Source organism: Sphaerisporangium corydalis (genome assembly GCF_025506355.1).
GTDB lineage: Bacteria > Actinomycetota > Actinomycetes > Streptosporangiales > Streptosporangiaceae > Sphaerisporangium > Sphaerisporangium corydalis.
This window is the reverse complement of sequence record NZ_JANZYP010000063.1, coordinates 42,967-62,146: the sequence shown is the minus strand read 5'-3', so window position 1 is coordinate 62,146 and position 19,180 is coordinate 42,967. Positions and strand designations below refer to the sequence as shown.

At 69.4% G+C, this 19,180-nt stretch carries 24 protein-coding genes and 1 pseudogene; 10 read left to right on the top strand and 15 right to left on the bottom strand.

The annotated features are described in order from the left end of the window. The first annotated feature begins 63 nt into the window (after window positions 1–63). Entirely contained in the window at window positions 64–840 is a 777-nt protein-coding gene (locus tag NYZ98_RS32635) for a response regulator (protein ID WP_262847451.1), read from the top strand. 69 nt (window positions 841–909) lie between these two features. On the opposite strand, the gene NYZ98_RS32630 is transcribed toward NYZ98_RS32635, so the two are convergent. Together NYZ98_RS32630 and NYZ98_RS32625 are read right to left on the bottom strand one after the other, a co-directional pair. Next, window positions 910–1,302: a DUF6508 domain-containing protein gene (locus NYZ98_RS32630; RefSeq protein WP_262847452.1), complete on the bottom strand. Its 393-nt coding sequence runs from the start codon at window positions 1,300–1,302 to the stop codon at window positions 910–912. 51 nt (window positions 1,303–1,353) lie between these two features. Next, window positions 1,354–1,863 (bottom strand): annotated as a pseudogene (locus NYZ98_RS32625) (O-acetyl-ADP-ribose deacetylase); the annotation flags it as partial. Between the two features lie 93 nt (window positions 1,864–1,956). Here NYZ98_RS32625 and NYZ98_RS32620 point away from each other — a divergent pair. Next, entirely contained in the window at window positions 1,957–2,478 is a 522-nt protein-coding gene (locus NYZ98_RS32620) for a RidA family protein (RefSeq protein ID WP_262847450.1), read from the top strand. A 115-nt stretch (window positions 2,479–2,593) separates the two neighbouring features. On the opposite strand, the gene NYZ98_RS32615 is transcribed toward NYZ98_RS32620, so the two are convergent. Beyond that, the gene (locus tag NYZ98_RS32615; RefSeq protein WP_262847449.1) at window positions 2,594–2,878 is read right to left on the bottom strand and encodes a hypothetical protein; all 285 of its coding nucleotides are present in this window, start codon (window positions 2,876–2,878) and stop codon (window positions 2,594–2,596) included. Between the two features lie 159 nt (window positions 2,879–3,037). After that, a complete protein-coding gene (locus NYZ98_RS32610) occupies window positions 3,038–3,715 on the bottom strand; it encodes an NUDIX hydrolase (RefSeq protein ID WP_262847448.1) in 678 nt (225 codons plus the stop codon). 381 nt (window positions 3,716–4,096) lie between these two features. Here NYZ98_RS32610 and NYZ98_RS32605 point away from each other — a divergent pair, with 381 nt between their 5' ends. Genes NYZ98_RS32605 through NYZ98_RS32595 form a run of 3 tightly spaced genes read left to right on the top strand, consistent with a single transcriptional unit; the run spans window position 4,097 to window position 7,219 of the window. Beyond that, complete coding sequence (locus tag NYZ98_RS32605; protein ID WP_262847447.1) at window positions 4,097–5,614, top strand: hypothetical protein; 1,518 nt, start codon at window positions 4,097–4,099, stop codon at window positions 5,612–5,614. Continuing rightward, window positions 5,614–6,510 carry a 5'-methylthioadenosine/S-adenosylhomocysteine nucleosidase family protein gene (locus tag NYZ98_RS32600; protein WP_262847446.1) on the top strand — a complete coding sequence of 299 codons (897 nt, stop codon included), beginning with the start codon at window positions 5,614–5,616 and terminating at the stop codon, window positions 6,508–6,510. Before NYZ98_RS32605 ends, NYZ98_RS32600 begins: the two co-directional genes overlap by 1 nt. Window positions 6,511–6,553: 43 nt before the next feature. Continuing rightward, a complete protein-coding gene (locus NYZ98_RS32595; RefSeq protein ID WP_262847445.1) occupies window positions 6,554–7,219 on the top strand; it encodes a hypothetical protein in 666 nt (221 codons plus the stop codon). Window positions 7,220–7,244: 25 nt separating this feature from the next. Here the strand turns inward: NYZ98_RS32595 and NYZ98_RS32590 are convergent, their stop codons facing one another. Continuing rightward, window positions 7,245–7,826 (bottom strand): hypothetical protein, encoded by a 582-nt coding sequence (locus tag NYZ98_RS32590; RefSeq protein ID WP_262847444.1) that lies wholly within the window; start codon window positions 7,824–7,826, stop codon window positions 7,245–7,247. Window positions 7,827–7,978: 152 nt separating this feature from the next. After that, window positions 7,979–8,791, bottom strand: coding sequence for a class I SAM-dependent methyltransferase (locus NYZ98_RS32585; protein WP_262847443.1), 813 nt, complete (start codon window positions 8,789–8,791; stop codon window positions 7,979–7,981). Window positions 8,792–8,916: 125 nt separating this feature from the next. On the opposite strand from NYZ98_RS32585, the gene NYZ98_RS32580 reads away from it, so the two are divergent. Further along, window positions 8,917–9,495 (top strand): helix-turn-helix domain-containing protein, encoded by a 579-nt coding sequence (locus NYZ98_RS32580; protein WP_262847442.1) that lies wholly within the window; start codon window positions 8,917–8,919, stop codon window positions 9,493–9,495. Between the two features lie 21 nt (window positions 9,496–9,516). On the opposite strand, the gene NYZ98_RS32575 is transcribed toward NYZ98_RS32580, so the two are convergent. Beyond that, on the bottom strand, window positions 9,517–10,095 hold the full coding sequence (locus NYZ98_RS32575) for a helix-turn-helix domain-containing protein (protein WP_262847441.1): 579 nt from the start codon (window positions 10,093–10,095) through the stop codon (window positions 9,517–9,519). Window positions 10,096–10,303: 208 nt separating this feature from the next. Here NYZ98_RS32575 and NYZ98_RS32570 point away from each other — a divergent pair, with 208 nt between their 5' ends. Both NYZ98_RS32570 and NYZ98_RS32565 read left to right on the top strand, forming a co-directional pair. After that, window positions 10,304–11,083: an AzlC family ABC transporter permease gene (locus tag NYZ98_RS32570; RefSeq protein ID WP_262847440.1), complete on the top strand. Its 780-nt coding sequence runs from the start codon at window positions 10,304–10,306 to the stop codon at window positions 11,081–11,083. Continuing rightward, window positions 11,083–11,391, top strand: coding sequence for an AzlD domain-containing protein (locus NYZ98_RS32565; protein WP_262847439.1), 309 nt, complete (start codon window positions 11,083–11,085; stop codon window positions 11,389–11,391). The genes NYZ98_RS32570 and NYZ98_RS32565 overlap by 1 nt, the downstream gene beginning before the upstream one ends. A gap of 302 nt (window positions 11,392–11,693) precedes the next feature. On the opposite strand, the gene NYZ98_RS32560 is transcribed toward NYZ98_RS32565, so the two are convergent. The 4 genes from NYZ98_RS32560 to NYZ98_RS32545 all read right to left on the bottom strand — a co-directional run bounded on the left by NYZ98_RS32560 (window position 11,694) and on the right by NYZ98_RS32545 (window position 13,540). Next, window positions 11,694–11,822, bottom strand: a complete 129-nt coding sequence (locus NYZ98_RS32560; RefSeq protein WP_262847438.1) for a hypothetical protein — start codon at window positions 11,820–11,822, stop codon at window positions 11,694–11,696. Window positions 11,823–12,419: 597 nt separating this feature from the next. Next, complete coding sequence (locus tag NYZ98_RS32555) at window positions 12,420–12,548, bottom strand: hypothetical protein (protein WP_262846615.1); 129 nt, start codon at window positions 12,546–12,548, stop codon at window positions 12,420–12,422. A gap of 189 nt (window positions 12,549–12,737) precedes the next feature. Then, a complete protein-coding gene (locus NYZ98_RS32550; RefSeq protein WP_262847437.1) occupies window positions 12,738–13,094 on the bottom strand; it encodes a nucleotide pyrophosphohydrolase in 357 nt (118 codons plus the stop codon). Further along, window positions 13,091–13,540 carry a MarR family winged helix-turn-helix transcriptional regulator gene (locus NYZ98_RS32545; RefSeq protein WP_262847436.1) on the bottom strand — a complete coding sequence of 150 codons (450 nt, stop codon included), beginning with the start codon at window positions 13,538–13,540 and terminating at the stop codon, window positions 13,091–13,093. Before NYZ98_RS32545 ends, NYZ98_RS32550 begins: the two co-directional genes overlap by 4 nt. Before the next feature lie 184 nt (window positions 13,541–13,724). On the opposite strand from NYZ98_RS32545, the gene NYZ98_RS32540 reads away from it, so the two are divergent. Both NYZ98_RS32540 and NYZ98_RS32535 read left to right on the top strand, forming a co-directional pair. Beyond that, on the top strand, window positions 13,725–14,102 hold the full coding sequence (locus tag NYZ98_RS32540) for a VOC family protein (protein ID WP_262847435.1): 378 nt from the start codon (window positions 13,725–13,727) through the stop codon (window positions 14,100–14,102). Between the two features lie 226 nt (window positions 14,103–14,328). Further along, a complete protein-coding gene (locus NYZ98_RS32535; RefSeq protein WP_262847434.1) occupies window positions 14,329–14,541 on the top strand; it encodes a hypothetical protein in 213 nt (70 codons plus the stop codon). Window positions 14,542–14,563: 22 nt separating this feature from the next. Here NYZ98_RS32535 and NYZ98_RS32530 read toward each other — a convergent pair whose 3' ends face one another. The 4 genes from NYZ98_RS32530 to NYZ98_RS32515 form a co-directional block, all read right to left on the bottom strand. After that, window positions 14,564–15,553, bottom strand: a complete 990-nt coding sequence (locus tag NYZ98_RS32530; protein WP_262847433.1) for a hypothetical protein — start codon at window positions 15,551–15,553, stop codon at window positions 14,564–14,566. A gap of 172 nt (window positions 15,554–15,725) precedes the next feature. Next, the gene (locus NYZ98_RS32525; protein ID WP_262847432.1) at window positions 15,726–16,424 is read right to left on the bottom strand and encodes an NADPH-dependent F420 reductase; all 699 of its coding nucleotides are present in this window, start codon (window positions 16,422–16,424) and stop codon (window positions 15,726–15,728) included. Window positions 16,425–16,668: 244 nt separating this feature from the next. Next, entirely contained in the window at window positions 16,669–17,607 is a 939-nt protein-coding gene (locus NYZ98_RS32520) for an acyl-ACP desaturase (RefSeq protein WP_262847431.1), read from the bottom strand. Window positions 17,608–18,457: 850 nt separating this feature from the next. Beyond that, window positions 18,458–18,628, bottom strand: coding sequence for a hypothetical protein (locus NYZ98_RS32515; RefSeq protein WP_262847430.1), 171 nt, complete (start codon window positions 18,626–18,628; stop codon window positions 18,458–18,460). Window positions 18,629–19,180: the final 552 nt, after the last annotated feature.

Sequence of the window (19,180 nt, the reverse complement as noted above, 5' to 3'; positions counted from 1 at the left end):
ACCCTCCCCTCCCACCATCACCTCCGCGTGCACTGTCGTGGCCGTCCCATCTAGGGGCGATGGGTGAGCGGCGAACCGGTGGTGCGCGTGCTCGTTGTCGACGACCAGCGGCTCATCCGCGAGAGCATTGCCTCGCTACTGGACATAGAGGACGGCATCAGCGTGGCCGGCGTGGCCGCCAACGGCAGGGAGGCCGTAGAGCAGGCCGAGGCACTGGCTCCCGACGTGATCCTCATGGACGTGCGCATGCCCGAGCTCGACGGGGTTCAGGCGGTCGCGATCCTGTCGCATCGCGTGCCGGCCTGCCGGGTCGTCATGCTGACCACCTTCGACGACGAGGAGTACGTGGTACGGGCCCTGCGCTCCGGGGCCGCCGGTTACCTGCTCAAAGACCTTCCGGCCCGCGACCTGGCCCGCGCGGTGCGCCTCGCCCACGCTGGCGTGACCCAGCTCGACTCCGCCGCGACCGCCCGCCTGGCCGAAGCCCTGACCCGCGCCACCGCCACCCCACCGGCCGCCCCGCCAAGCGTCCCTTCCGCGGCTGGTACTCGGCCCGCTGATGTCTCGCCAGCCGCCCCTTCCGCAGCCCGCGTCTCGCGCGTCGGTCCCACGGACGGCGCCTCGCCCCCCGGAGTTCCGCAGGTGTCTGACGCGCTGACATCTCGTGAGATCGACGTCCTGCGGCTGGTGGCCCTCGGATGGACCAACCGTGAGATCGCTTCCCGCCTCTACGTCAGCGAGGGCACGGTGAAGAACCACATCTCCAGGATCCTCACCCGCCTCGGCCTGCGCGACCGCACCCAGGCCGCCGTCCACGCCCACGACCACGGCCTCCTCTGACCCTCAACGCCCACGATTGATCCAGCAACGCCCACGATCTGGGTCAGAGTGCTTCAGAACGCCACACGCTCACCGCCCGGCGTACTCCTCGTCGAACCACCGCCGCAGCCTGTCGAAGATGGCTTGCAGCGCGCCGCCCTCGATCGCCTGCTGGATCGCCCCCTCGGAGAACCGCTCACCCCGGACGAACGTCGTGGCCAGCCGGGCGGCGTCGGCCACGGGCGCGTCCGCCAGATCGCGCCCATAAGGGAACAACGGGCTGGCGAGATGCCAGTTCGGCCAATCGAACACCACGATGACGTCCAGCTCGTACAGCAGGCCGATGATGACGTTGATCGCGTCGCCGTAGATGGGAAACGGGGCCTGGACGCCGCCGTCGGCGAGAGCCTGACCGCCGCCCCAGCGCACTTCGAGATCGGCCGGCGTGAGGCCGCCGACCAGCGCGAACAGGCGCGCCCACAACTCGGCCGGCTGGGCAGCGAGCGCCGAGGTGATCTCGTCGTCGGTGGGACCAGCCGACTTCAGGGCCTTCTCGAAGGCGGCGTACGCGTCCTCGGTGAACAGGACGAACCGCACATCCCTGACCCGCGTCGACATGGCCCGCACCGTATTGATCGCGATACGAGCGGCGTCGTCCACCGGCCACCCAAGGGCCCCGGTGGAAACCGCGGGGAACGCGACGCTCGTCGCCCCCAGCCCTTCGGCGACCCGTAACGACTCGCGATAGCAGGAGGCCAGCAGCTCGGACCGGTCCTCGTCCAAGGAGAACACCGGTCCGACGGTGTGCACGACCCAGCGCGCCGGTAACTCTCCCGCCGTCGTCGACACGGCCTTCCCCGCCGGTAACCCCTTGCCGTAATGCAGGACGCGAAGCCGCCGGCACTCCGAAAGGATCGCGGGACCGCCGCGCCGGTGAATCGCCCCATCGACCCCACCGCCCCCCATGAGCGAGGAATCGGCGGCGTTGACCACCGCGTCCACCTGCTGCTCCGTGATGTCCCCCTGCAACAGGCTGATCCTCACACCAAGCCCACCTTCCACCAATGCCGACTTCTCTCCTATTCTGCCGGGTGGCGACTTGACCGCAGGGCCGCTGTGCGGTTACCCATGGCCTTCATGCACATCGAGAAGAGACTGAGCGAGCTCGGCCTCGTCCTGCCCGGCCCGATGCGCCTTCCCCCGGGCGCCGAGCTGCCGTTCCCCTGGGTCAGGGTCCACGGCGACCGCGTGTTCGTGTCAGGACACGGACCGCTGGCCCAGGACGGCTCGCTGGCCGAGCCGAGAGGCAAAGTGGGCGACCAGCTCACCCGCGAGCAGGGCTACGAGGCGGCACGCCTGACCGCTCTCGCGATCCTCGCCAGCCTCAAACGCGAACTCGGCGACCTGGACCGGGTCACCGCCTGGCTCCGGGTCTTCGGCATGGTCAACACCGCCCCCGGCTTCACCGCCACCCCCGCGGTGATCAACGGCTTCTCCGACCTGATCCTCACCCTCTGGGGCCCAGAAGCCGGCCCCCACGCCCGCTCCGCCGTAGGCCAGTCAGAACTCCCCTTCTCCATCCCCGTAGAAATAGAAGCCGAAGTGGCCATCGACCGAGAGGGCCGTTTCGGCGGCGCCCGCCCTGCTGCCTCCTCCTGATGGACTGGGGCGTACGTCAGGGGTTGTCGTAGATCGAGTGATCTCCCGCTCGGCGCCATTGCAGGATCGGCTCACCGTCGGCGGCGCTTGTGAAAGGACGCCGAACGTTCGTACCTCACCGGCTGTCGTCTCCGCGGACGGTGTCGATCTCGGCGAACATGTCGTCCATGCTGTCGAACGTCCGGGTGCGGCCGTCGCGGAAATCCGCGTCCGCCTCGGCTTCGGCCGCCTGCCACCCGGGCGTCCAGTACCAAGCCTCACCGGCGGGCACAATGGCCGCGACGCGGCGGCCATGGTCGGTGAGGTAGGCGATCGTGTTGCGCTCGGCCGCGGCGCTGATGACTTCGGGCAGGTGGCCGTCCGCCTCGTCCAACGGGATCTCGAACGCGTCCTCGCCCATGTCGTGAGTGTAGGCGGTCGCTTGTGCGGGGGTCACTTAGCCAAGGGTAGCGACACTGATGCTTAGGGTGATCGACTTCCGGCAAGTGCGTCGGAGGCGTGCCCTCCTGCGCCCGGCGTATTCGTGTGCGGCAGGTACCTCCCGGTGGTGTACCGAGGATCAGGAGGAGACCTCGCCTGATCGCAATAGTGGCGGGATCAGTAGTGATGCGGGGCCGCGGCGGTAGAGGTTGGCGGGTCTGCCGGTTTCGGGGAAGCGGCGCTCGCCCGTGGGTTCGAGGAAGCCCGCCGTCCGCGTCACCTTCCTGCGGAAGTTGCTGGGGTCGAGCTTGAATCCCCAGACGGCCTCGTAGATGTGCCGCAGGTCGCCGACGGTGAAAGGCTCGGGACAGAACGCCGCGGCCACCGTCGTGTGCTCAAGCTGCGACCTCGCCCGTTCCAGTCCGTCGCGCAGTATCGCGGCATGGTCGAAGGCCAGGGACATGCCGTCGGTGAGGGCGGACGAGATCGGCTCCCAGCGGGCCGCCGTGGCATCCGTGCCTGCGACGGGCAGCGGCATGTCGGGGCCGAGCGCCAGGTAGGCGACCGTGACGACCCTGCCGCGCGGATCGCGGTCCGGGTCGCTGTAGACGTGCAACTGCTCCAGATGCAGCTTGCGGCCGTCGAGCCCGGTCTCCTCGCTCAGCTCCCGTAGCGCGGTCTCGTCAAGGGTCTCCCCGTGGCGGACGAAACCGCCGGGCAGCGCCGGCCGGCCGAGGTACGGCTGATTGCCCCGCTCGATCAGCAGGACCCGCAGCCGGTCCTGCCGGACGGTGAGGATCACCAGGTCGACGGTCATGGTGACCGACGCCCGGCTTCGACTTGATCTTTCTCTCACCCGAGCACTCTAGCTAAAAGTCACCTTGACTCAAAGTCGCTCGACAACTTATGGTCAAGTGGACCTAAACAAATAGGGGAGGGCGGCATGGCCCGATCTACGGCGAAGCGCGGCAGGCAACGACATCGCGGGTCCTTGAGGGGCGACACGGCCACGCGACACCTCTGCGCGGGCGTATATCTCGACCCCGCCTTCTGCCGGGTCGTCCTTCGCCAGGTCCACAACGACACGACGCGTATGGTCGCGCCGTCGTACGGCTTCGACCTGGTCCCGATCGTCGGGCACGCCTGGTGGGCGTGGGGCCTGGAGATAGCGCAGCACGTGTGCGTCCTGGTGGTTCTCGTGACCGGTTTCTCCGTCGACCCGCCGGCCACTCTCGCCGTCGCCAGCGGACTCGGGTTCTGGCGGCTGTCCCGCCTGACGATCAGGGCCGCCCGGGTCGTGCTCCCGCTGAGGGCGAAGGCGACGCTGAACAGGTGGCTGCACAGGACGCGGTGGCAGAGCGAAAACGACAAACTACGGCATCAGACGCGTCTTCTTCGTCTCAGCGGCGTGGGATGCGCCGTGCTCGCCGTGATGCCGCTCCTCATCGCAGGGTTCTCCCGTGTCCCGCTGGACGACATGACGAGGGCGACGGGGTTCCTCGCCGTGCTGATCGCTTTCGTGGTCGGCGCGAGAGGGGCCGCCTTTCAGCTGAGCCTCAATCGGATGCACAGAGCGGGCTCACTGGGACCGCGGAAACGCACCCTGCGGCTACAGGCGATCGACGACCAGCAATTCCACCCTTACGTGGTCTACCGCAGGCCTGCGCCGCCGGTGGTCGACGAGGAGGACCCGGAAGACCTCGGCTTCGAACTGGTCGACGAGGACCGGAGCCCGTTCGTCGGCAGCGGCGAACTTGTGCACCGGTGGCTTCCGCCGCTCACCGTCCAGCTCATGAGGCCGGCGGCGATTCCGGTGGAGGTCAGGGATCACCAGCCGATGACGGAACTGGAGTACGCGACGCCCCGCTTCAGGGCACACGACCTGGTGGATTACCTGAAGACCGCGATGGCCCCGATGGGGGACGTGGACGACCCGACCGGGTTGCGGGGATTCACCATGCGGGACCGGTTGTACATCGCCGAGTCCGACGTGCAGTCTCAGCCTGAATGGCTGGAGAAGCGGCCTGACCCGGCCGACATAGAAAAGCTCATCGACGACCCCTACGACAACGTTCACCATTTCCTGGAGATCGGCGCCAGCGCCACCGGAGAGCTGGTCACGACGGTCTTCCTCCGGATCACGGTCAAGGGGCGAGCGCTCAGCCTGGATTTCGCCGCCTGCGCGCTGACGCGCACCCCCGCCGAATATCACGTGCTCAACGCCTTCGCGGAAAGCGGTGCGAGCGCGGTGGTGCGCTCCATACTGCGCAGGCTTTTGAACCTTCCTGCCGAGGTGGCGGGAGTGTGGCATCTGGCCGAGGCCCCGCTGCTCCTGACCAGTGCGGTACGGGCTCGGAAGAACCGCATGCTCAAACCCCGGCGAGGCATGGCCATCGGCGCCCGATTGAGCATCCGGGAGGAGAAGTCCACCCCGTGGAAGCAGGCGCAGCTGGACGAGGTCACCATCCACGACCACATGAAACTCATCGAACAACGCCTGCTCAAGGCGGTCGAGGACTTTCTCGAGTGGAAAGGGCTCGACACCTCCGCGTTCAAGAAAAGGGCGACCAGCATCGTCAACACAGGTGTGCTCAACATGGGCGGAAGAACCGAGATCAAGCAGTCCGCGATCGGCGCCAACGCGCAAGTACGCGCCGACACGCGCGAACCCGACAGGAACACCGGGCAGTCCTCGAACAGCGAAGGAGAGCAGTGATGGCCGGCAACAGCGGCGTCGTCAACCACGGAGGATCCATGGAGATCAGCCAGTCCGCGATCGGACACGGAGCGACGGTCAACGTGTCGGCCGCCCGCGAGCAGAAGGCAGGAAACGGCAAGCGCGCCGACGTGGGAGTGATCACCGTGCTCGGCAAGGAGGCCAAAGCGGTCTACGAGGTGCTCGGCCTGCGGCGAGCCCAGGGCGGCGACCTTCCCTTCTTCGAAGGGACCGTGAACACCCGGGACGGGGTCGCCCGGGTCGCCGCCATCCGTACGCACTCCCCGGGACAGCGGTCGGCGGGCGCGGCCTTCGGCCACCTCCGCCGGCACTACAACCCCGCCGTCGTCGTCCTGGTCGGCATCGGTGGCGGCATCCACTCCGGCATCGAGATCGGCGACGTCGTCGTGACCTCCCGGGTCGTGTACTACGACCTGCGCAAGGAGACCCCCGACGGGCCGCTGCACCGAGGCGAGGAGCGCGAAGCGCCGGCCGCGATCGGCCACGCCGTCAACTCCTTCTTCATCGACCACGACGAGCCGGCCGGTTTCCAGACCACGGACGCCGACGGCACCACGCGCGAGTACCGGGCGCACACCGGGCCGATCGGTTCGGGAGAGGCGGTCATCGCGGACGCCGAGTCGGAGATCATCAGATATCTGAAAACCTTCAATGACAAGATCCTCGCCGTGGACATGGAGGCCGGGGGCCTGACCCAGGCCTTCTTCGAGCAGGACGGCTCCCCGGCCGTACGTGGCTGGCTCGTCGTACGAGGGATCTCCGACGACGCCGGATCGGCCAAGAACGACGACTACCACGACATCGCCGCACGTCACGCGGCGACGGTCCTGCGCAGGCTCATCTCGTACCTGCCGCTGCCGTCCGACAGGACGTGACGTCCCGGCTCTCCCTGGGCGGCCGGTGACGAAGGAGACGGACGTGAACGAGTTCACACTCGGTGTGGTGAGCTCCCTCCTCGCCACCGCCCTCACCGTCGCGGCGGGCTGGGCCTTCTCCATGCGTTCCCGCCAGTGGCCGGTCGCGCTGCTCTCCCGGCTGACAGGTCTGGGGGTCCGGCGCGTCATCCCACGTCAGCGCCTGGCATCCAGGGAACTGACCGCCGAGCTGACCCGCGCGCGGTGGGTACGCGTGCTCGCCGGACGGGGGAACGAACTGACGCGCGACGGGTTCGCCGCGGTCTGGGAGGCGGCGGGCAGGCGGCTGGAGTTCGCGCAGGTCCTGCTGCCCGACCCCGGCCTCGGTCCCGGCTCCTGGCTCGCCAGGCGGGAGGAGGAGATGGCCCGCGTGGATCTGGGCTTCTCCGCCGGCCTGCTCGCCGAGCAGGTGCGCGTCAACGCCGCCTACGTGAGCGAGGTCGCCCGGCACCGCGAGCAGGTCGCGCTGCGCTTCTACGACCTGCCCAACCTGCACCGCGTCGTCATCACCGACGACGTCGCCTACCTGACCCTCTACCTGCGGACGGAACACGGCCGCAACTCGCCGTGCGTCGTCGCGCGCCGCCCCGGGCTGATGTACGACTACGCGTTACAGCTTTTCACCACCGCATGGGACCACAGCCGCCCGCCCGGGAGCGGCGATCAATGAGCACGCGCCTCGGGGGAGTGCCCGGTCAGCCGGGTGTCTGGGCGGTTTCCAGTTTGTGGATGATCGGGGTGAGCAGGGCGTTCAGCTCACGGACCAGGGCGGCGACCGCCAGGCGGGCGGTGTCGGGGAGGGACTCGGAAGGGCCGTCGGGGGCGGGCGGCAGGGCGTCGAGGGGGATGGGGGCGTCGATGAGCAGGGTGGTCCGCAGGAAGGGGGTGTGGGTGAGGTCCTGGTCGGTGGGTTCGAGGTACTGGCCGAAGGTCTTCGGCCACTCGCGCCACCCGCGGTCGCGCCACCAGTCACGGGAGGCGGTGAGCTGGGCGGGCAGGGGTGACACGAGCAGGATGTGGGCGGTGAGCGTGCCGTCCCAGGGGTTGCGGTCGCACGCGGCGGACAGCACGCGCCGGTGCCGGCGCACGTACGGCGGCGAGGGCGTGATCGCCAGCCGCCACGCGGCGCAGGCGAAGGTGACCGGCGCGATGTCGCCCCAGGAGCTCTCGAACGCCGCGGCGTTGCGCTTCACATGCTCCGCGTAGTGGCTCGACCCGTCGGTCGCGCGTTCGCGATCGTGGCCGTGGTCGATCCAGAAGGCATCGTGCTCGCCCATGCGTTCCTCTCCCCGACGTGCTTCCGCCGCCAGTCAACGCGACCCCGCGGCTCCGCGCGCGAATTTTCTCCCAGAGCCGACAGAACGCGCCCCCCTTGACCGGGCGGCATACCGTTGAGCACGCGTGAGCGCGGGTCACCGGGTCGGGCCGGTCATTCACCTGCCGGTCGGCGGGCCGCCCAGATCGTTCTTGTGGTGCGGACGGTTAGGTCGGTGCGGTTGAGGAGGCCGTGGGGGCCGTCGTCGGTGGTGAGGGTGTCGAGGGTGGACAGGTCGTCGGCGGTCAGGCGGTCGGCGAGGGCGGAGCGGAGGCGGCTCAGGGTCGCCTGGGCGTAGCGGCCGGTGGCGGCGGGGAGCGGGGGTGTCAGGGCGATGGGGAAGGTTCGTTCGGCCTCGATGGTGAAGCCCGCCTTTGTCAGCCGAGGTCCCCAGTCGGAGCCGAGATGCGGGACCAGGGCGGCGTGCCGTTCGGCCTGGAGGGCGTGGCAGCGTGCTTCGAGGCCGGGGCGGCCGATGCCGAGGTCGTCGGGAAGGAAGCGCGGGAAGGAGTCCAGTTCGGCGACGATCAGGAACCCGCCGGGGTCGATCGCGGTGAAGATCTCGGCGAGGACGCGATCGGGATCCGCCAGGTGGTGGAGGGAGGCGGACGCCCAGACCAGGTCGGCGGTGCCGACGGACGGCCACGCCGCGTCCAGGTCCGCCTGGACGGTGCGGACCCGGTCGGCCACCCCGAGCGCGCGGGCTTTGCCGCCGATGTGGTGAAGGAACCGCGGGGACAGGTCCAGGGCGGTCGCGTCGGCCCGGTCGAAGCGGTCGAGCAGGGCGAAGGTGCCGGTACCGGTTCCGCTGCCCACGTCGAGGATCCGGCGCGGGGGCCGGTCGGCGGTCAGTTCCTTGATCCAGGCGGTCAGTTCGGACAGGTAGGAGTGCAGGACCTCGGCGTCGAGGTCCAGCAGTTCGGCCATGGCCGATTCGTCGGTGTGTGCGGCGTGATCATGTGAGTGATGTGCGGCCTGATCATGTGTGTGGTGGTGGCTTTCCATGCCTCGACCCTATGTCCCTCTTGCCGCGATGACATAGTGTCTTGCCTATGACGCAAGACGGTGAACTCGACGTCCTGGTCCGCAAGCGGATCAGGGGGCTGCGGGTGGCGCTCGGCTGGTCCCTCGACGACCTGGCCGCGCGCTGCTACCTCAGCCCGTCCACCCTCAGCCGCATCGAGACGGGCCACCGGCGGATCAGCCTCGACCAGCTGAGCTCGATCGCCCGGGCCCTCGGGACCAGCCTCGACCAGCTCGTGGAGTCCGCCGACGACGAGGACGTGGTGATCAGGCCGCAGCACGACGCCGAGCGGGGGATCACCACCTGGATGCTGAGCCGGGAGGCCGGGCCGCAGGGCGTGACCGTGGCCAAGATGCGCGTCGCCAGACCGGCGCCCCGCCGCGACGTCGACGCGTTGAAGGTGCATCCCGGAAAGGAGTGGTTCACCGTCCTGTCGGGCACCATCGTGCTCCTGCTCGGAGAGCGGACCATCCTGATCGAGGCCGGGGAGGCGGCGGAGTTCTCCACCATGGTCCCGCACGCCTTCGGGGCGCAGGGCGGTCCGGCGGAGATCCTGGGCATCTTCGACCACGACGGCCAGCGCACCCACCTCCGGCCACTGCCCTGACCCACGGGACGGGCGGCGTGCTCAGATGTGCTCCATGACGATGATCGCGATCGTGTCGGGCTGGAGGGCCTCGAAGATGTGGGGCGCGTCGCCGGGGTAGGCGATGTAGTCGCCCGGGTTCAGTTCGACCGGTTCGGTGAGCGGGCCGACCAGCGCCCGGCCCGTGCCGAGGACCACGTGCTCGACGGTGCCCGCCATGTGCGGCTGGGAGATACGGGGTTCACCGGGCTGTACCTCCAGCCGGTAGATGTCCCGCCGGCTGTTGGCCTGACCCGACGCCAGCAGCGTGGCGGCGTAGTTGGCCTGCTCGGAGTAGGTGACCGGCCCCTCGCCCGCGCGGATCACCCGCACGTTCGGCCGCGGCGGGTCGACGAGCTGGCTGAACGGCACGCCCAGCGCGGCGCCGAGGGCCCACAGCGTTTCCACGCTCGGGTTTCCGGCGGCGGACTCCAGTTGCGACAGCGTGGACTTGGCGATGCCGGCCCGCCGCGCCAGTTCGGTCAGGGACAGCCCCGCGCGGTCCCGCTCCCGTCGTATGGAGGCCGCGATCAGCGCGATCAGCTCGGACGGGGACCTCTCGCCTCCGCCGGGAGCGGGCACGGACGACGGCCCCGCGGACTCGCCACGAGCGACGCTGAACGGACGTTCGGCGTGGGACAGGCCCCTGTTCCGCGCACCGGAGCCGGAGGCGGGGCCTCGGTTGCCGGATCTGCCGCCTTCGCCTGGTGAGCTCTTCGCCACCTGTTCGCTCCAGACTGCTAGTCGTTCGACTTGACGAACACTACCTCGTGTGTTCACTATATCGGCCATGAATTCGTTATGGCGAACAGTCGATCGTGGCACCCTTCGCGACATCGCTCTCGTATGTCTCGCTGATGCCATCGTCGCCGCCGCGTTCGGCGCGATCAGCGTGTCCGGGGGCCTGCCTGTGTGGGTACCGGTCGCCATGTCGCTGCTGGTCTTCGCCGGCGGCGCCCAGTTCGCCGCCATAGGCGTGGTGCTCGCCGGCGGCGGGCCGGTCGCCGCCGTCGCGGCGGCGATGGTGCTCAACGGCCGCCTGCTGCCCTTCGGGTTCGCCGTCGCCGACGTGCTCAACGGCCGGTGGTGGACCCGGCTCATCGGCGCCCACCTGATGACGGACGAAGCCGTCGCCTTCGTCCTTCGCCACGACGACCCGCGGAAGCGCCGCGCCGTGTACTGGACCGTCGGACTCGCCCTGTTCACGGTCTGGAACGTCGCGGTGGTGCTGGGCGCGCTGGGCGGCCGGGGGATCGCCGACACCGACGCCCTCGGGCTCGACGCCGCCTTCCCCGCCGTGCTCCTCGCCCTGGTGCTGCCTTCGCTCGCGGACAAGAGGACCCGCGTCGCCGCCCTGATCGGGGCGGTCGTCGCGGTGGCGGCCACCCCGTTCCTGCCCGCCGGTGTCCCGGTCCTGCTCGCGCTGGTCGGCCTGGTGCCGTCCATCCTGTCGCGAACCGGACGGAAACGGCCTGGGGAGGCGGCGCGGCCCGACGAGATTCCGGAGACCGGTGCCGCTACGGAGGCCGGTACGGCGACGAGAACCGATTCCACTCAGGAGACCTGCTGATGCCGCTGCTCGCGATCGTCGTGCTCGCCGTCGGAACGTACGCCTTCCGGCTGGCCGGGCCGCTGCTCCAGGACCGGCTGACCATCCCCGACCACGTGCGCCGTCTGATGTCGGTCGCCGCGGCCGTGCTCCTGGTCGCCCTGATCGCCACCGCCGCGCTCACCGAGGGCCACGGTTTCGCCGGCTGGTCCAGGCCGGCCGGTGTACTGGTGGCCGGCGTCCTCGTCCTGCGCCGCGCGCCCTTCCCCGTGGTCATCGTGGCGGCGGCCGCCACCACCGCGCTCCTGCGACTCTGCGGCCTGTCCTGACGCGATGCACGGTGTCGCGACGTGGCCGTGGTCGGGGTCGGCGGCACGACCGGCGTGCGGCCGTGATCCATCGCATTCAGGGTGGTGCGGGAGGGGGTGTGTCCGCTTCATTGCCCGGATTCTGGTGGTGGTCGCCGATGCCGTCGATTCTTAGGTGAATCAAGAGGGCCTTAGTCGGCGTTCCGGGCGATTCTGATGCTGCTGTGGTGCGTAATCTCGGTGCTGTGGAGTCTGTGTGGTTCGTCGGATTCGGTTATCGGGTTAGCCGGTGTTTCAGGTCTTGGGCGTTTGTTCGGGTTTTGTTAGTCCCAGGTGGTGCCGGGGGTGCGGCCGAAGGAGTCCCAGGTGGTTCCGGCGGTGCGGGTGAAGGAGTCCCAGGTGGTGCCGGCGGCGCGGGTGGCGGTGTTCTTGGCGGTGGCGGTGTTCGTCATTTTCTTGTTCCTTTTCTGGAGGGCCGTTGTTTTGTTCTCGCACTTACAACAATGCGGGAATCCGAGGCCCCGATCCAGATGAATGGACGGCAGCAAGCTGCCCGCCCGTGACCACTTCCTGCCACCGATGGACATGACACGCGGACCAGCCGGTCAGCCCCCAGGTCAGGGCGTCGACCGTCCACGTCGCGGTCGAGGGGAACCGGTCCCCGGCGAGCACGCGCCAGGCGCCCGCCCCCTGCTCCAGGGCCAGGCCATGCCTGAGGAGGACGCCGCGTGGATCCCGCCGACCGGACATCCTGGCGACGGCACCCGGCGGGTACACGGGCGCGGGCCATCGTCCGGCCCGACAGGCCGGCGGCAGGATGGTACGGAAGGGCGGTGCGGGAGGGGGGTGTCGCTTCTTGCTGATGGTCGCCGATGCCGTCGATTCTTATCTGAATCAAGAGGGACTTAGTCGGCCTACCGGGCTGATCTACTGCTGTGGTACGAGATTTCGATGCCGTGGAGCTGATATGGTCTGGTCGGTTTCGATTATTGGGTTCTTGTCATTGAATGAAATCGGATCTGGGACGTTCTCCAGAATTCTCTGATTTGTTAGTCCCAGGTGGTGCCGGGGGTGCGGCCGAAGGTGTCCCAGGTGGTTCCGGCGGTGCGGGTGAAGGAGTCCCAGGTGGTGCCGGCGGCGCGGGTGGCGGTGTTCTTGGCGGTGGCGGTGTTCGTCATTTTCGTGTTCCTTTTCTGGAGGGCTGTTGTTTTGTTCTCGCACTTACAACAATGCGGGAATCCGAGGCCCCGATCCAGATGAACGGACGGCAGCAAGCTGCCCGCCCGTGACCACTTCCTGCCACCACGGGAAGTGACATACCGGCCCATCCGGCCGGCCCGCGCATCGCCCCAGGTCAACCGGGGTGTTCAGACGAGCGGCGGCGCCTTCCTGGCAGACCCCCGGTAGCCCTCCACGGTGTAGCGCCGGTCGCTTTCGTCGAGTTTGGTGTTGGCCGCCGCGACCAGGTCGATGCCCAGGGTGTCGGCCAGCCGTACCAGATAGAGCGTCACGTCGCCGATCTCGGACCGCAGGCGCCCGGCCGCCTCGGGATCCGCCATGACCTCCGACGCCTCCGCGGGCGTCAGCCACTGCAGCTCCGCGACCAACTCCCCGACCTCCCCGGCCAGCGCCATCGCCAGATTCTTCGGCGTATGGAACTGCTCCCAGTCCCTCGCCCGCACGAACCCCCGCATCCGGGTGGTCAGTTCTTCCAGCTCGCTCATGCGTCCGGCCCCCCGTCGTCCGCTGCGACGTTGTGGGTCATTTGGGTTAGTACGTGGGTGAGGGTGGTGAGGTCGGCGGGGGTGAGGCCGGTGCGGAGGCGTTCGTCGTGGGCCTGGGCGGCGGCTCGGAGGCGGTGGAACAGGCGCTCGCCTTCGTCGGTGAGCTCGACCACGTGGATCCGCCGGTTGGCGGGGTCGCGGCGGCGGGTCACCAGGCCCTTGGTCTCCATGGCGTTGAGGTGGTGGGTGAGCGTCGCGCCCTCGATTCCCACGGCGGCGGCGAGCTCGCGCTGGTTGCCGAGCCGGTGGGTCTTGAGCGAGATCATGATCAACCAGGTCGGCAGGGAGCCGCCCGCGGCGGAGAGGCATTCGTCGAACGCCCGGCCGACGATCTTGGCCGCTCGGCTCAGCGCCAGCCCGATCGGCGGGGACGGTGGTGAGTCCATGACGGCAGCCTAGCGCAATCGATAGACATCTTACGGATTGACGCCTAATCGTTTGATGTCTAATCTTTGGAGGGTGAACGAGGGCGTCCGCAAGGGGCAGTGGCTGGACCGCTACCGGACCATGCTCTTCGTCACCCAACTGTCCCCGATCGCGGCCCCGTCCGCGTCCTGAGAGGAATCCGACATGTCCGTGCGGCTGAACCACACCATCGTCGAGGCCCGCGACCGGGACCTCACCGCCGATTTCCTCGTCGACATCCTCGGGCTCGCGCCCGCGCCGACCTTCGGGCCGTTCCGTGTCGTCACCGTCGACAACGACGTCTCGCTCGACGTCCTCCAGGTCGACGGCCCGGTGCATCCCCAGCACTACGCCTTCCTGGTCGGCGAGGAGGAGTTCGACCAGATCTGGGGCCGCGTCAAGGCCCGGGGGCTGGAGTTCTGGGCCGACCCCTACCGCCGCCGTCCCGGCGAGATCAACACCAACGACGGCGGGCGCGGCCTGTACTGGCCCGGCCCAGACGGCCACAACCTGGAGATCATCACACGCCCCTACGGTGGATGATCTCCGTCCGCCCACGGTGCCCGTAGCCGGTTCGGTGAACGTTTCACCTCGACCGCGCGACTCCACTCCTGCCCGGCCAGGTCATCCCCCCTGACTCTCCCGGGGCCGGCGGAGGCGGGTGGCGTGACCTGGCCACGGCCTGGCGCCGGTGCGATGCTTCTGGCGCTCGCCGGCCTGGTCGAAGCGGTCCGCGTGACGCCGGCGACGTCACCACGCAGGAGGATGGATGCGCAAAGTACGCAATCTGCTGGTCTCCGTAGTCCTGGCCGCCGGCATCGGCCTGTCCATCGGCGCGGCGCCCGCGAACGCCGACACGCTCCGGAACGTCTACTACTACGACTGGGACTGCCGCCGGGTCGGCGACCTCGGCATCACGAGCGGTTGGTGGACCTCCTACAGCTGCGTCCCCCAGTACAACTTCTGGTTCCTGTACGCCTGACGCCGCCCGGCAAGGGCCCGCCTTATGAGAGAGGCATGAAGGTCGCGGCGACGATCCAGACCGCCGCGACCACGATCACGATCAACCCGGCGAGGTCCCTGGTCCTCCGGGGGATCCGGCTCCACAAGGAGCGAAGGCCGTCGAAGCGGGGCACGGTCAGGCGGCGTCTCCGGATCGCCGCCACGACGAGAAGCGCCGCGAGAACCAGATGCCATCCGACCAGGCCGGGGTTGAGCGCCTTGACGTAATGTCCGGTGGCGGCGATCGCCGCGACATCCGCCGACGCGATGGCGAGCAGGATCCCGGCGGCCACGGCGCCGGCCCATCGTCCGGCACGGCCGGGGGCGGCGGCGCTGGCCGCGGCCGCCAGCACGACGACCATGAGGGGGAGGCCGGCCGTTTCTGCGTCCCAGATCCAGTACAGGGCGGCGTCCCAGACCGAGCCCGCGGGCTCGTAGACCACGCGAAGCGTCCGATCCGTCGGTTGCGGGATCGACGGGAGACGGCAGGTCGCCGTCCACCACGCCGACGCAGCGGCCGCGGCCGCCCACAGGACTGTACGGTGCCGGCCGGATGGCCACGGCGAACGGGCCACCAGGAGAAGGGACACCATCGCCGCGAGGTAGCAGCCGATCGTGGTCCAGGGCAGCGCGATCGGCAGCGGCTCCCCGGTGCACAGGTCGGTGCCCGGCCAGACGACCGCCGACCACAGTTCGAGCGCGAGGACCGAGCCGATCGCCGACAGGGCGATCGCGTTCGAGCGGCGTGGCCCGTGGAGCAGCAGGCCGGCGAGGACGGCCGGCAGCAGCAGGCCGGCCCAGTTGGTCAGCTCCCACGCCGCCGTCTGCGCGGCGGCGGGCTCGATCCAGGGGCCGGAGCAGAACCACTCCTTGGTCTGCCGCCCGAGTCCTGACACGGCCAGCAGGACCGGTCCGGCCGTGGTCAGGGCCGCGCCGAACCGGAGCGCCGCCGCGATGCGGGGAGCGGATCCCGCCTCCGATGCCTGAGTCACGGCCCTTTTCGTCCCGTCGTTGAAACAGATCAACTTGGGTGAGAGTAGTGCAGGGCGGGCGATTCAGGTGAGATGCGGAGGTATCAATGGCGCCTCGCTGCCGCACGAGAGCGCTGGTGCCGTCCTGCGCCTCGCCACCTGGGAAGGTGGCGAGGCGACGTCGGCGGGAAGGTCAGGTCGTGGGGCGGGTGGCGGCGGACAGGGCGGTTCGCAGGGTGGTGGCGTCGGTGGGGACGCCGGGGTCGGCGTCCAGGTTGGTGACGTTCTGCGGGTCCTTGAGGTAGGGCACGCCGTAGGCGGGGGTGCCGGGCTGGAAGCGCCAGCTTTCGGCGAGTGTGCCGGTGTTCACGGCGTCGAAACCGAGAGTGTCCAGGAGCGCCGTCGCCGAGGCGGTGGCCTCGGGGTCGTCGCCGGCGATCAGCAGGGCGGAGCGGTCGGGGGAGCCGGCGGGGCGGGCGAGAGAGAGCAGGTGCTTGTAGTAGATGTTGTTGAAGGCCTTGACGACCTTGGAGTCCGGCAGGTGCCGCTGGAGCAATTCGCTGGAGGTGGCCGAGCCTTCGTCCAGTTCCGGGATCTTCCCGTCGCGCTCCGGGTAGTAGTTGTTGGTGTCCAGGACGACCTTGCCGGCCAGCGGTTCCACCGGCACCTTGAGGTAGACGCCCAGCGGGACGGTCACCACGACCCAGTCTCCTGCCGCCCCGGCCTCGGCCGGGGTGGCGGCGCGGGCGCGCGGGCCGAGTTCCTCGACGAGCGAGGCCAGTGTCTCCGGGCCCCGGGAGTTGCTCAGCACGACGTCCAGGCCGGCCGCGACGGCCAGCCGGGCGAGGGTGCCGCCGATGTATCCGCTACCGATCAATCCGAGAGTTGCCATGACGGCGACAACCCCCCACACGGTATGGGTATTCCTATCGTGGAGGGGGGTTTTCACAGGGAGGACGAGATTTTACTCGGGAGTGGGCGGGCTCCCCGGTGAGGAGCCCGGAACGGCGTGGTGTGGGTCGTTTGTCCGGGTCAACCGCTCGTGGCGACAGCCGCCAGGCGGGCGGGGCGGTGGTCAGGCGCGGCGCGGCAGCGGTCAGGCGGGCGCGGCAGCGGTCAGGCGAGCGCGATATCGGTCAGGCGGGTGCGACGGCGGTCAACCGGGCGCGGCGGGATTCGCGGCGATCGACGAAACGGGAGGCGGAGACCTCCAGGCGGGACAGGAAGTCCGCGAGCACCTCGCGCGCCTTCTCCGCCTCAGGGTCGAGGTCGGTGCGGTCGAAGACCGACCATTGACGCAACACCGGCATGAGGACGTCGTCGAGGTGCAGGCGCAGGTCGTAGATGCCCGCGTTGGCGATGGTCATGGCCTTGCGCGTGAAGCCTTCGATGCCGGTGCCGGGCATCTGGAAGGTGGTGACCACGTCGGCGACGGCGCGCATGGTCTGGCTCGGGGTGAGCTCGAAGGCCGCGTGGAGCAGGTTGCGATAGAAGAGCATGTGCAGGTTCTCGTCGGCGGCGATGCGGGCGAGGAGGCGCTCGCAGTCCGGGTCCTTCGAGGCCCTGCCGGTGTTGCGGTGGGACACGCGGGTGGCCAGCTCCTGGAAGGAGACGTAGGCCAGTGAGTGCAGGACGCCTTCGTAGGAGTTGGTGAAGCCCTCTCCCATGTGCAGCATGCGGGCACGTTCCAGGGCCACCGGGTCGACGGCGCGGGTGACGGTCAGGTAGTCGCGGATGGCGGTGCCGTGGCGGCCCTCCTCGGCGGTCCACCGGTGCACCCAGGTGCCCCAGGCGGCGTCCCGGCCGAAGGTGGCGGCGATCTCGTGGTGGTAGCTGGGCAGGTTGTCCTCGGTCAGCAGGTTGACGATGAGGGAGACCCGCGCCTCCTCGGGGATCGCCGAGTCCTTCTCGGCCCAGGCCGCGCCGCCGAAGACGCCGTCGTAGTCGCGTCCCCGCGACCAGGGGACGTACTCGTGCGGGAACCATTCCTTGGCCACCTTGAGATGCCGGTCCAGCTCACCGGCCACCACCGGCTCCAGCTCGATCAGCAGTTCGGTCTCACCGTACTCACGCAAAGGATTGCCCCCGTTTTGGCTACGATTCCGTAACCTACGCTAGCGTAAGTTAGGAGCTCGCGAGCGGTCGGGTCCGGTGGGTCATCATCGGGGTGCGGGCGGCGCGGCTGAGTCACCCGGACGCCTGTCGGCCGTAGATAGCGGGTCGCGGCCGACGGAAACCGGCCCGCGGGAGGGCTCCGCCGGTTCGCCGACGGCTGAAACGGCGCCCGCCCTCGGCACCGGCCCGCCGCGTGGACGATCTCGCCGGACGGGCGCCGGACGTCTGCCGGACGGCAGGCTTCACCGTTCCATTCATGGTGGGCCTGAATGCGCTGTTCGGCGCGGCGCCCGTTCACTTCCGCACCACGCGTCACACGGCGCCAGGCCGGCGGCGGGGGTAGCGGGCCGGTGTCACCGCACGCCCCGGCCGTGTCCGCCCAGGTGGCGGGCCCGGCGGCCGGAGGCGGCGGTGAACGGCGGGTCCCGGCGGGTTAGGGCCGCCATTGTTGGCCGCCCAATTCCCCGGGTCCGGCCGCCCGGCGCCGCGGTTTGTGAAGATGTGAATGGAGTTTGTGAAAACGTGATCTGCGCCTACGGGCCCGGTAATAAGCGATTGACAAAAAGATCAGGTTGGCGAACTCCCGAATCCGGGTGCTACTCTCGACATTGTCAAGACGGCGCAAGTGAAAACCAGGAATTGAATAAGACCGCGATGATCGCGATCGAGTTTCGTTCCCGGCTCCGGCCGCCGTCGAGATTCAAAGCTGGCGAGCACGTCAAAGGGGATCGCTCTTGTGGCTTTACTCATCGCTCTAGGCTCCACCGCGCTCTCCGCCGGACCGAACGTCTCGATCGGCCGGGGGGCCGGTCAGGAGAACATCAGGCCCGCCGCGCGCGGCGCCTTCCCGGCGACGACGCCGGAACCGCAGGACCGTCCGTCCATGGCCGCGGATGACGCGCCGCCCGCGCTCTCCCCGTCCATCGCGGTCCTCCCCGCCGGCGCCATGCCGGCGCCCTCGGCCACGCCGAGTGAACGCATGCCGTCGCATCTTGCGGAAGCGGGTCGCACGGCCTTCTGACGTCATGATGTGACGGTTTCCGGCACGCCATAGCCGGCGCCCGCGACCACCGCCGACCCGGCGGTCAGGGCCGCGCCGCGCGCCGCCCGTGCCCACGCTCCCGACTGACGAGCCGGCCGCACCCGGCTCGTCTCCCGCGCCCGCCTTGAGGCCGGCGCCTGTCATGTGCGGTTTCGCGACCCGCGTTCGCCCTGTCCGGCCGAAACGCGCGCGAATCCGGAATACGCCGTTGGACCGGCACGGGAGGAATCCGTGCCAAAGCCTCTCAGGTGTGTTCCGTCGTGCGCTCGAACAGGGTGATACGGCCGCCGATCCCTGAAGTCACCACCCGCCCGCGGAGACGGACGCCCATGTCCGCGGGTCCCTTCGCCGACCGCAGGCCCGTCCACCCGGCCGCGCGGTCCGGTCAACCCTGTCACCCGGCCCGGTCACCCGGCCGCCGGCCCTGTCACCCGGCCTTCGTGCCGGCCCCATGCCGCCGCAACGCCCTTGAACGTCCCATCACGCTCGGA

Coding starts and splice junctions, on each gene's coding strand:
- NYZ98_RS32620 (WP_262847450.1), top strand. CDS start 1,957: ATGCACATCGAGAAGAGACTGAGCGAGCTCGGCCTCGTCCTGCCCGGC.
- NYZ98_RS32615 (WP_262847449.1), bottom strand. CDS start 2,878: ATGGGCGAGGACGCGTTCGAGATCCCGTTGGACGAGGCGGACGGCCAC.
- NYZ98_RS32610 (WP_262847448.1), bottom strand. CDS start 3,715: ATGACCGTCGACCTGGTGATCCTCACCGTCCGGCAGGACCGGCTGCGG.
- NYZ98_RS32600 (WP_262847446.1), top strand. CDS start 5,614: ATGGCCGGCAACAGCGGCGTCGTCAACCACGGAGGATCCATGGAGATC.
- NYZ98_RS32590 (WP_262847444.1), bottom strand. CDS start 7,826: ATGGGCGAGCACGATGCCTTCTGGATCGACCACGGCCACGATCGCGAA.
- NYZ98_RS32585 (WP_262847443.1), bottom strand. CDS start 8,791: ATGGCCGAACTGCTGGACCTCGACGCCGAGGTCCTGCACTCCTACCTG.
- NYZ98_RS32580 (WP_262847442.1), top strand. CDS start 8,917: ATGACGCAAGACGGTGAACTCGACGTCCTGGTCCGCAAGCGGATCAGG.
- NYZ98_RS32570 (WP_262847440.1), top strand. CDS start 10,304: ATGAATTCGTTATGGCGAACAGTCGATCGTGGCACCCTTCGCGACATC.
- NYZ98_RS32565 (WP_262847439.1), top strand. CDS start 11,083: ATGCCGCTGCTCGCGATCGTCGTGCTCGCCGTCGGAACGTACGCCTTC.
- NYZ98_RS32560 (WP_262847438.1), bottom strand. CDS start 11,822: ATGACGAACACCGCCACCGCCAAGAACACCGCCACCCGCGCCGCCGGC.
- NYZ98_RS32555 (WP_262846615.1), bottom strand. CDS start 12,548: ATGACGAACACCGCCACCGCCAAGAACACCGCCACCCGCGCCGCCGGC.
- NYZ98_RS32550 (WP_262847437.1), bottom strand. CDS start 13,094: ATGAGCGAGCTGGAAGAACTGACCACCCGGATGCGGGGGTTCGTGCGG.
- NYZ98_RS32545 (WP_262847436.1), bottom strand. CDS start 13,540: ATGGACTCACCACCGTCCCCGCCGATCGGGCTGGCGCTGAGCCGAGCG.
- NYZ98_RS32540 (WP_262847435.1), top strand. CDS start 13,725: ATGTCCGTGCGGCTGAACCACACCATCGTCGAGGCCCGCGACCGGGAC.
- NYZ98_RS32535 (WP_262847434.1), top strand. CDS start 14,329: ATGCGCAAAGTACGCAATCTGCTGGTCTCCGTAGTCCTGGCCGCCGGC.
- NYZ98_RS32525 (WP_262847432.1), bottom strand. CDS start 16,424: ATGGCAACTCTCGGATTGATCGGTAGCGGATACATCGGCGGCACCCTC.
- NYZ98_RS32515 (WP_262847430.1), bottom strand. CDS start 18,628: ATGCGTTCACTCGGCGTGGCCGAGGGCGCCGGCATGGCGCCGGCGGGG.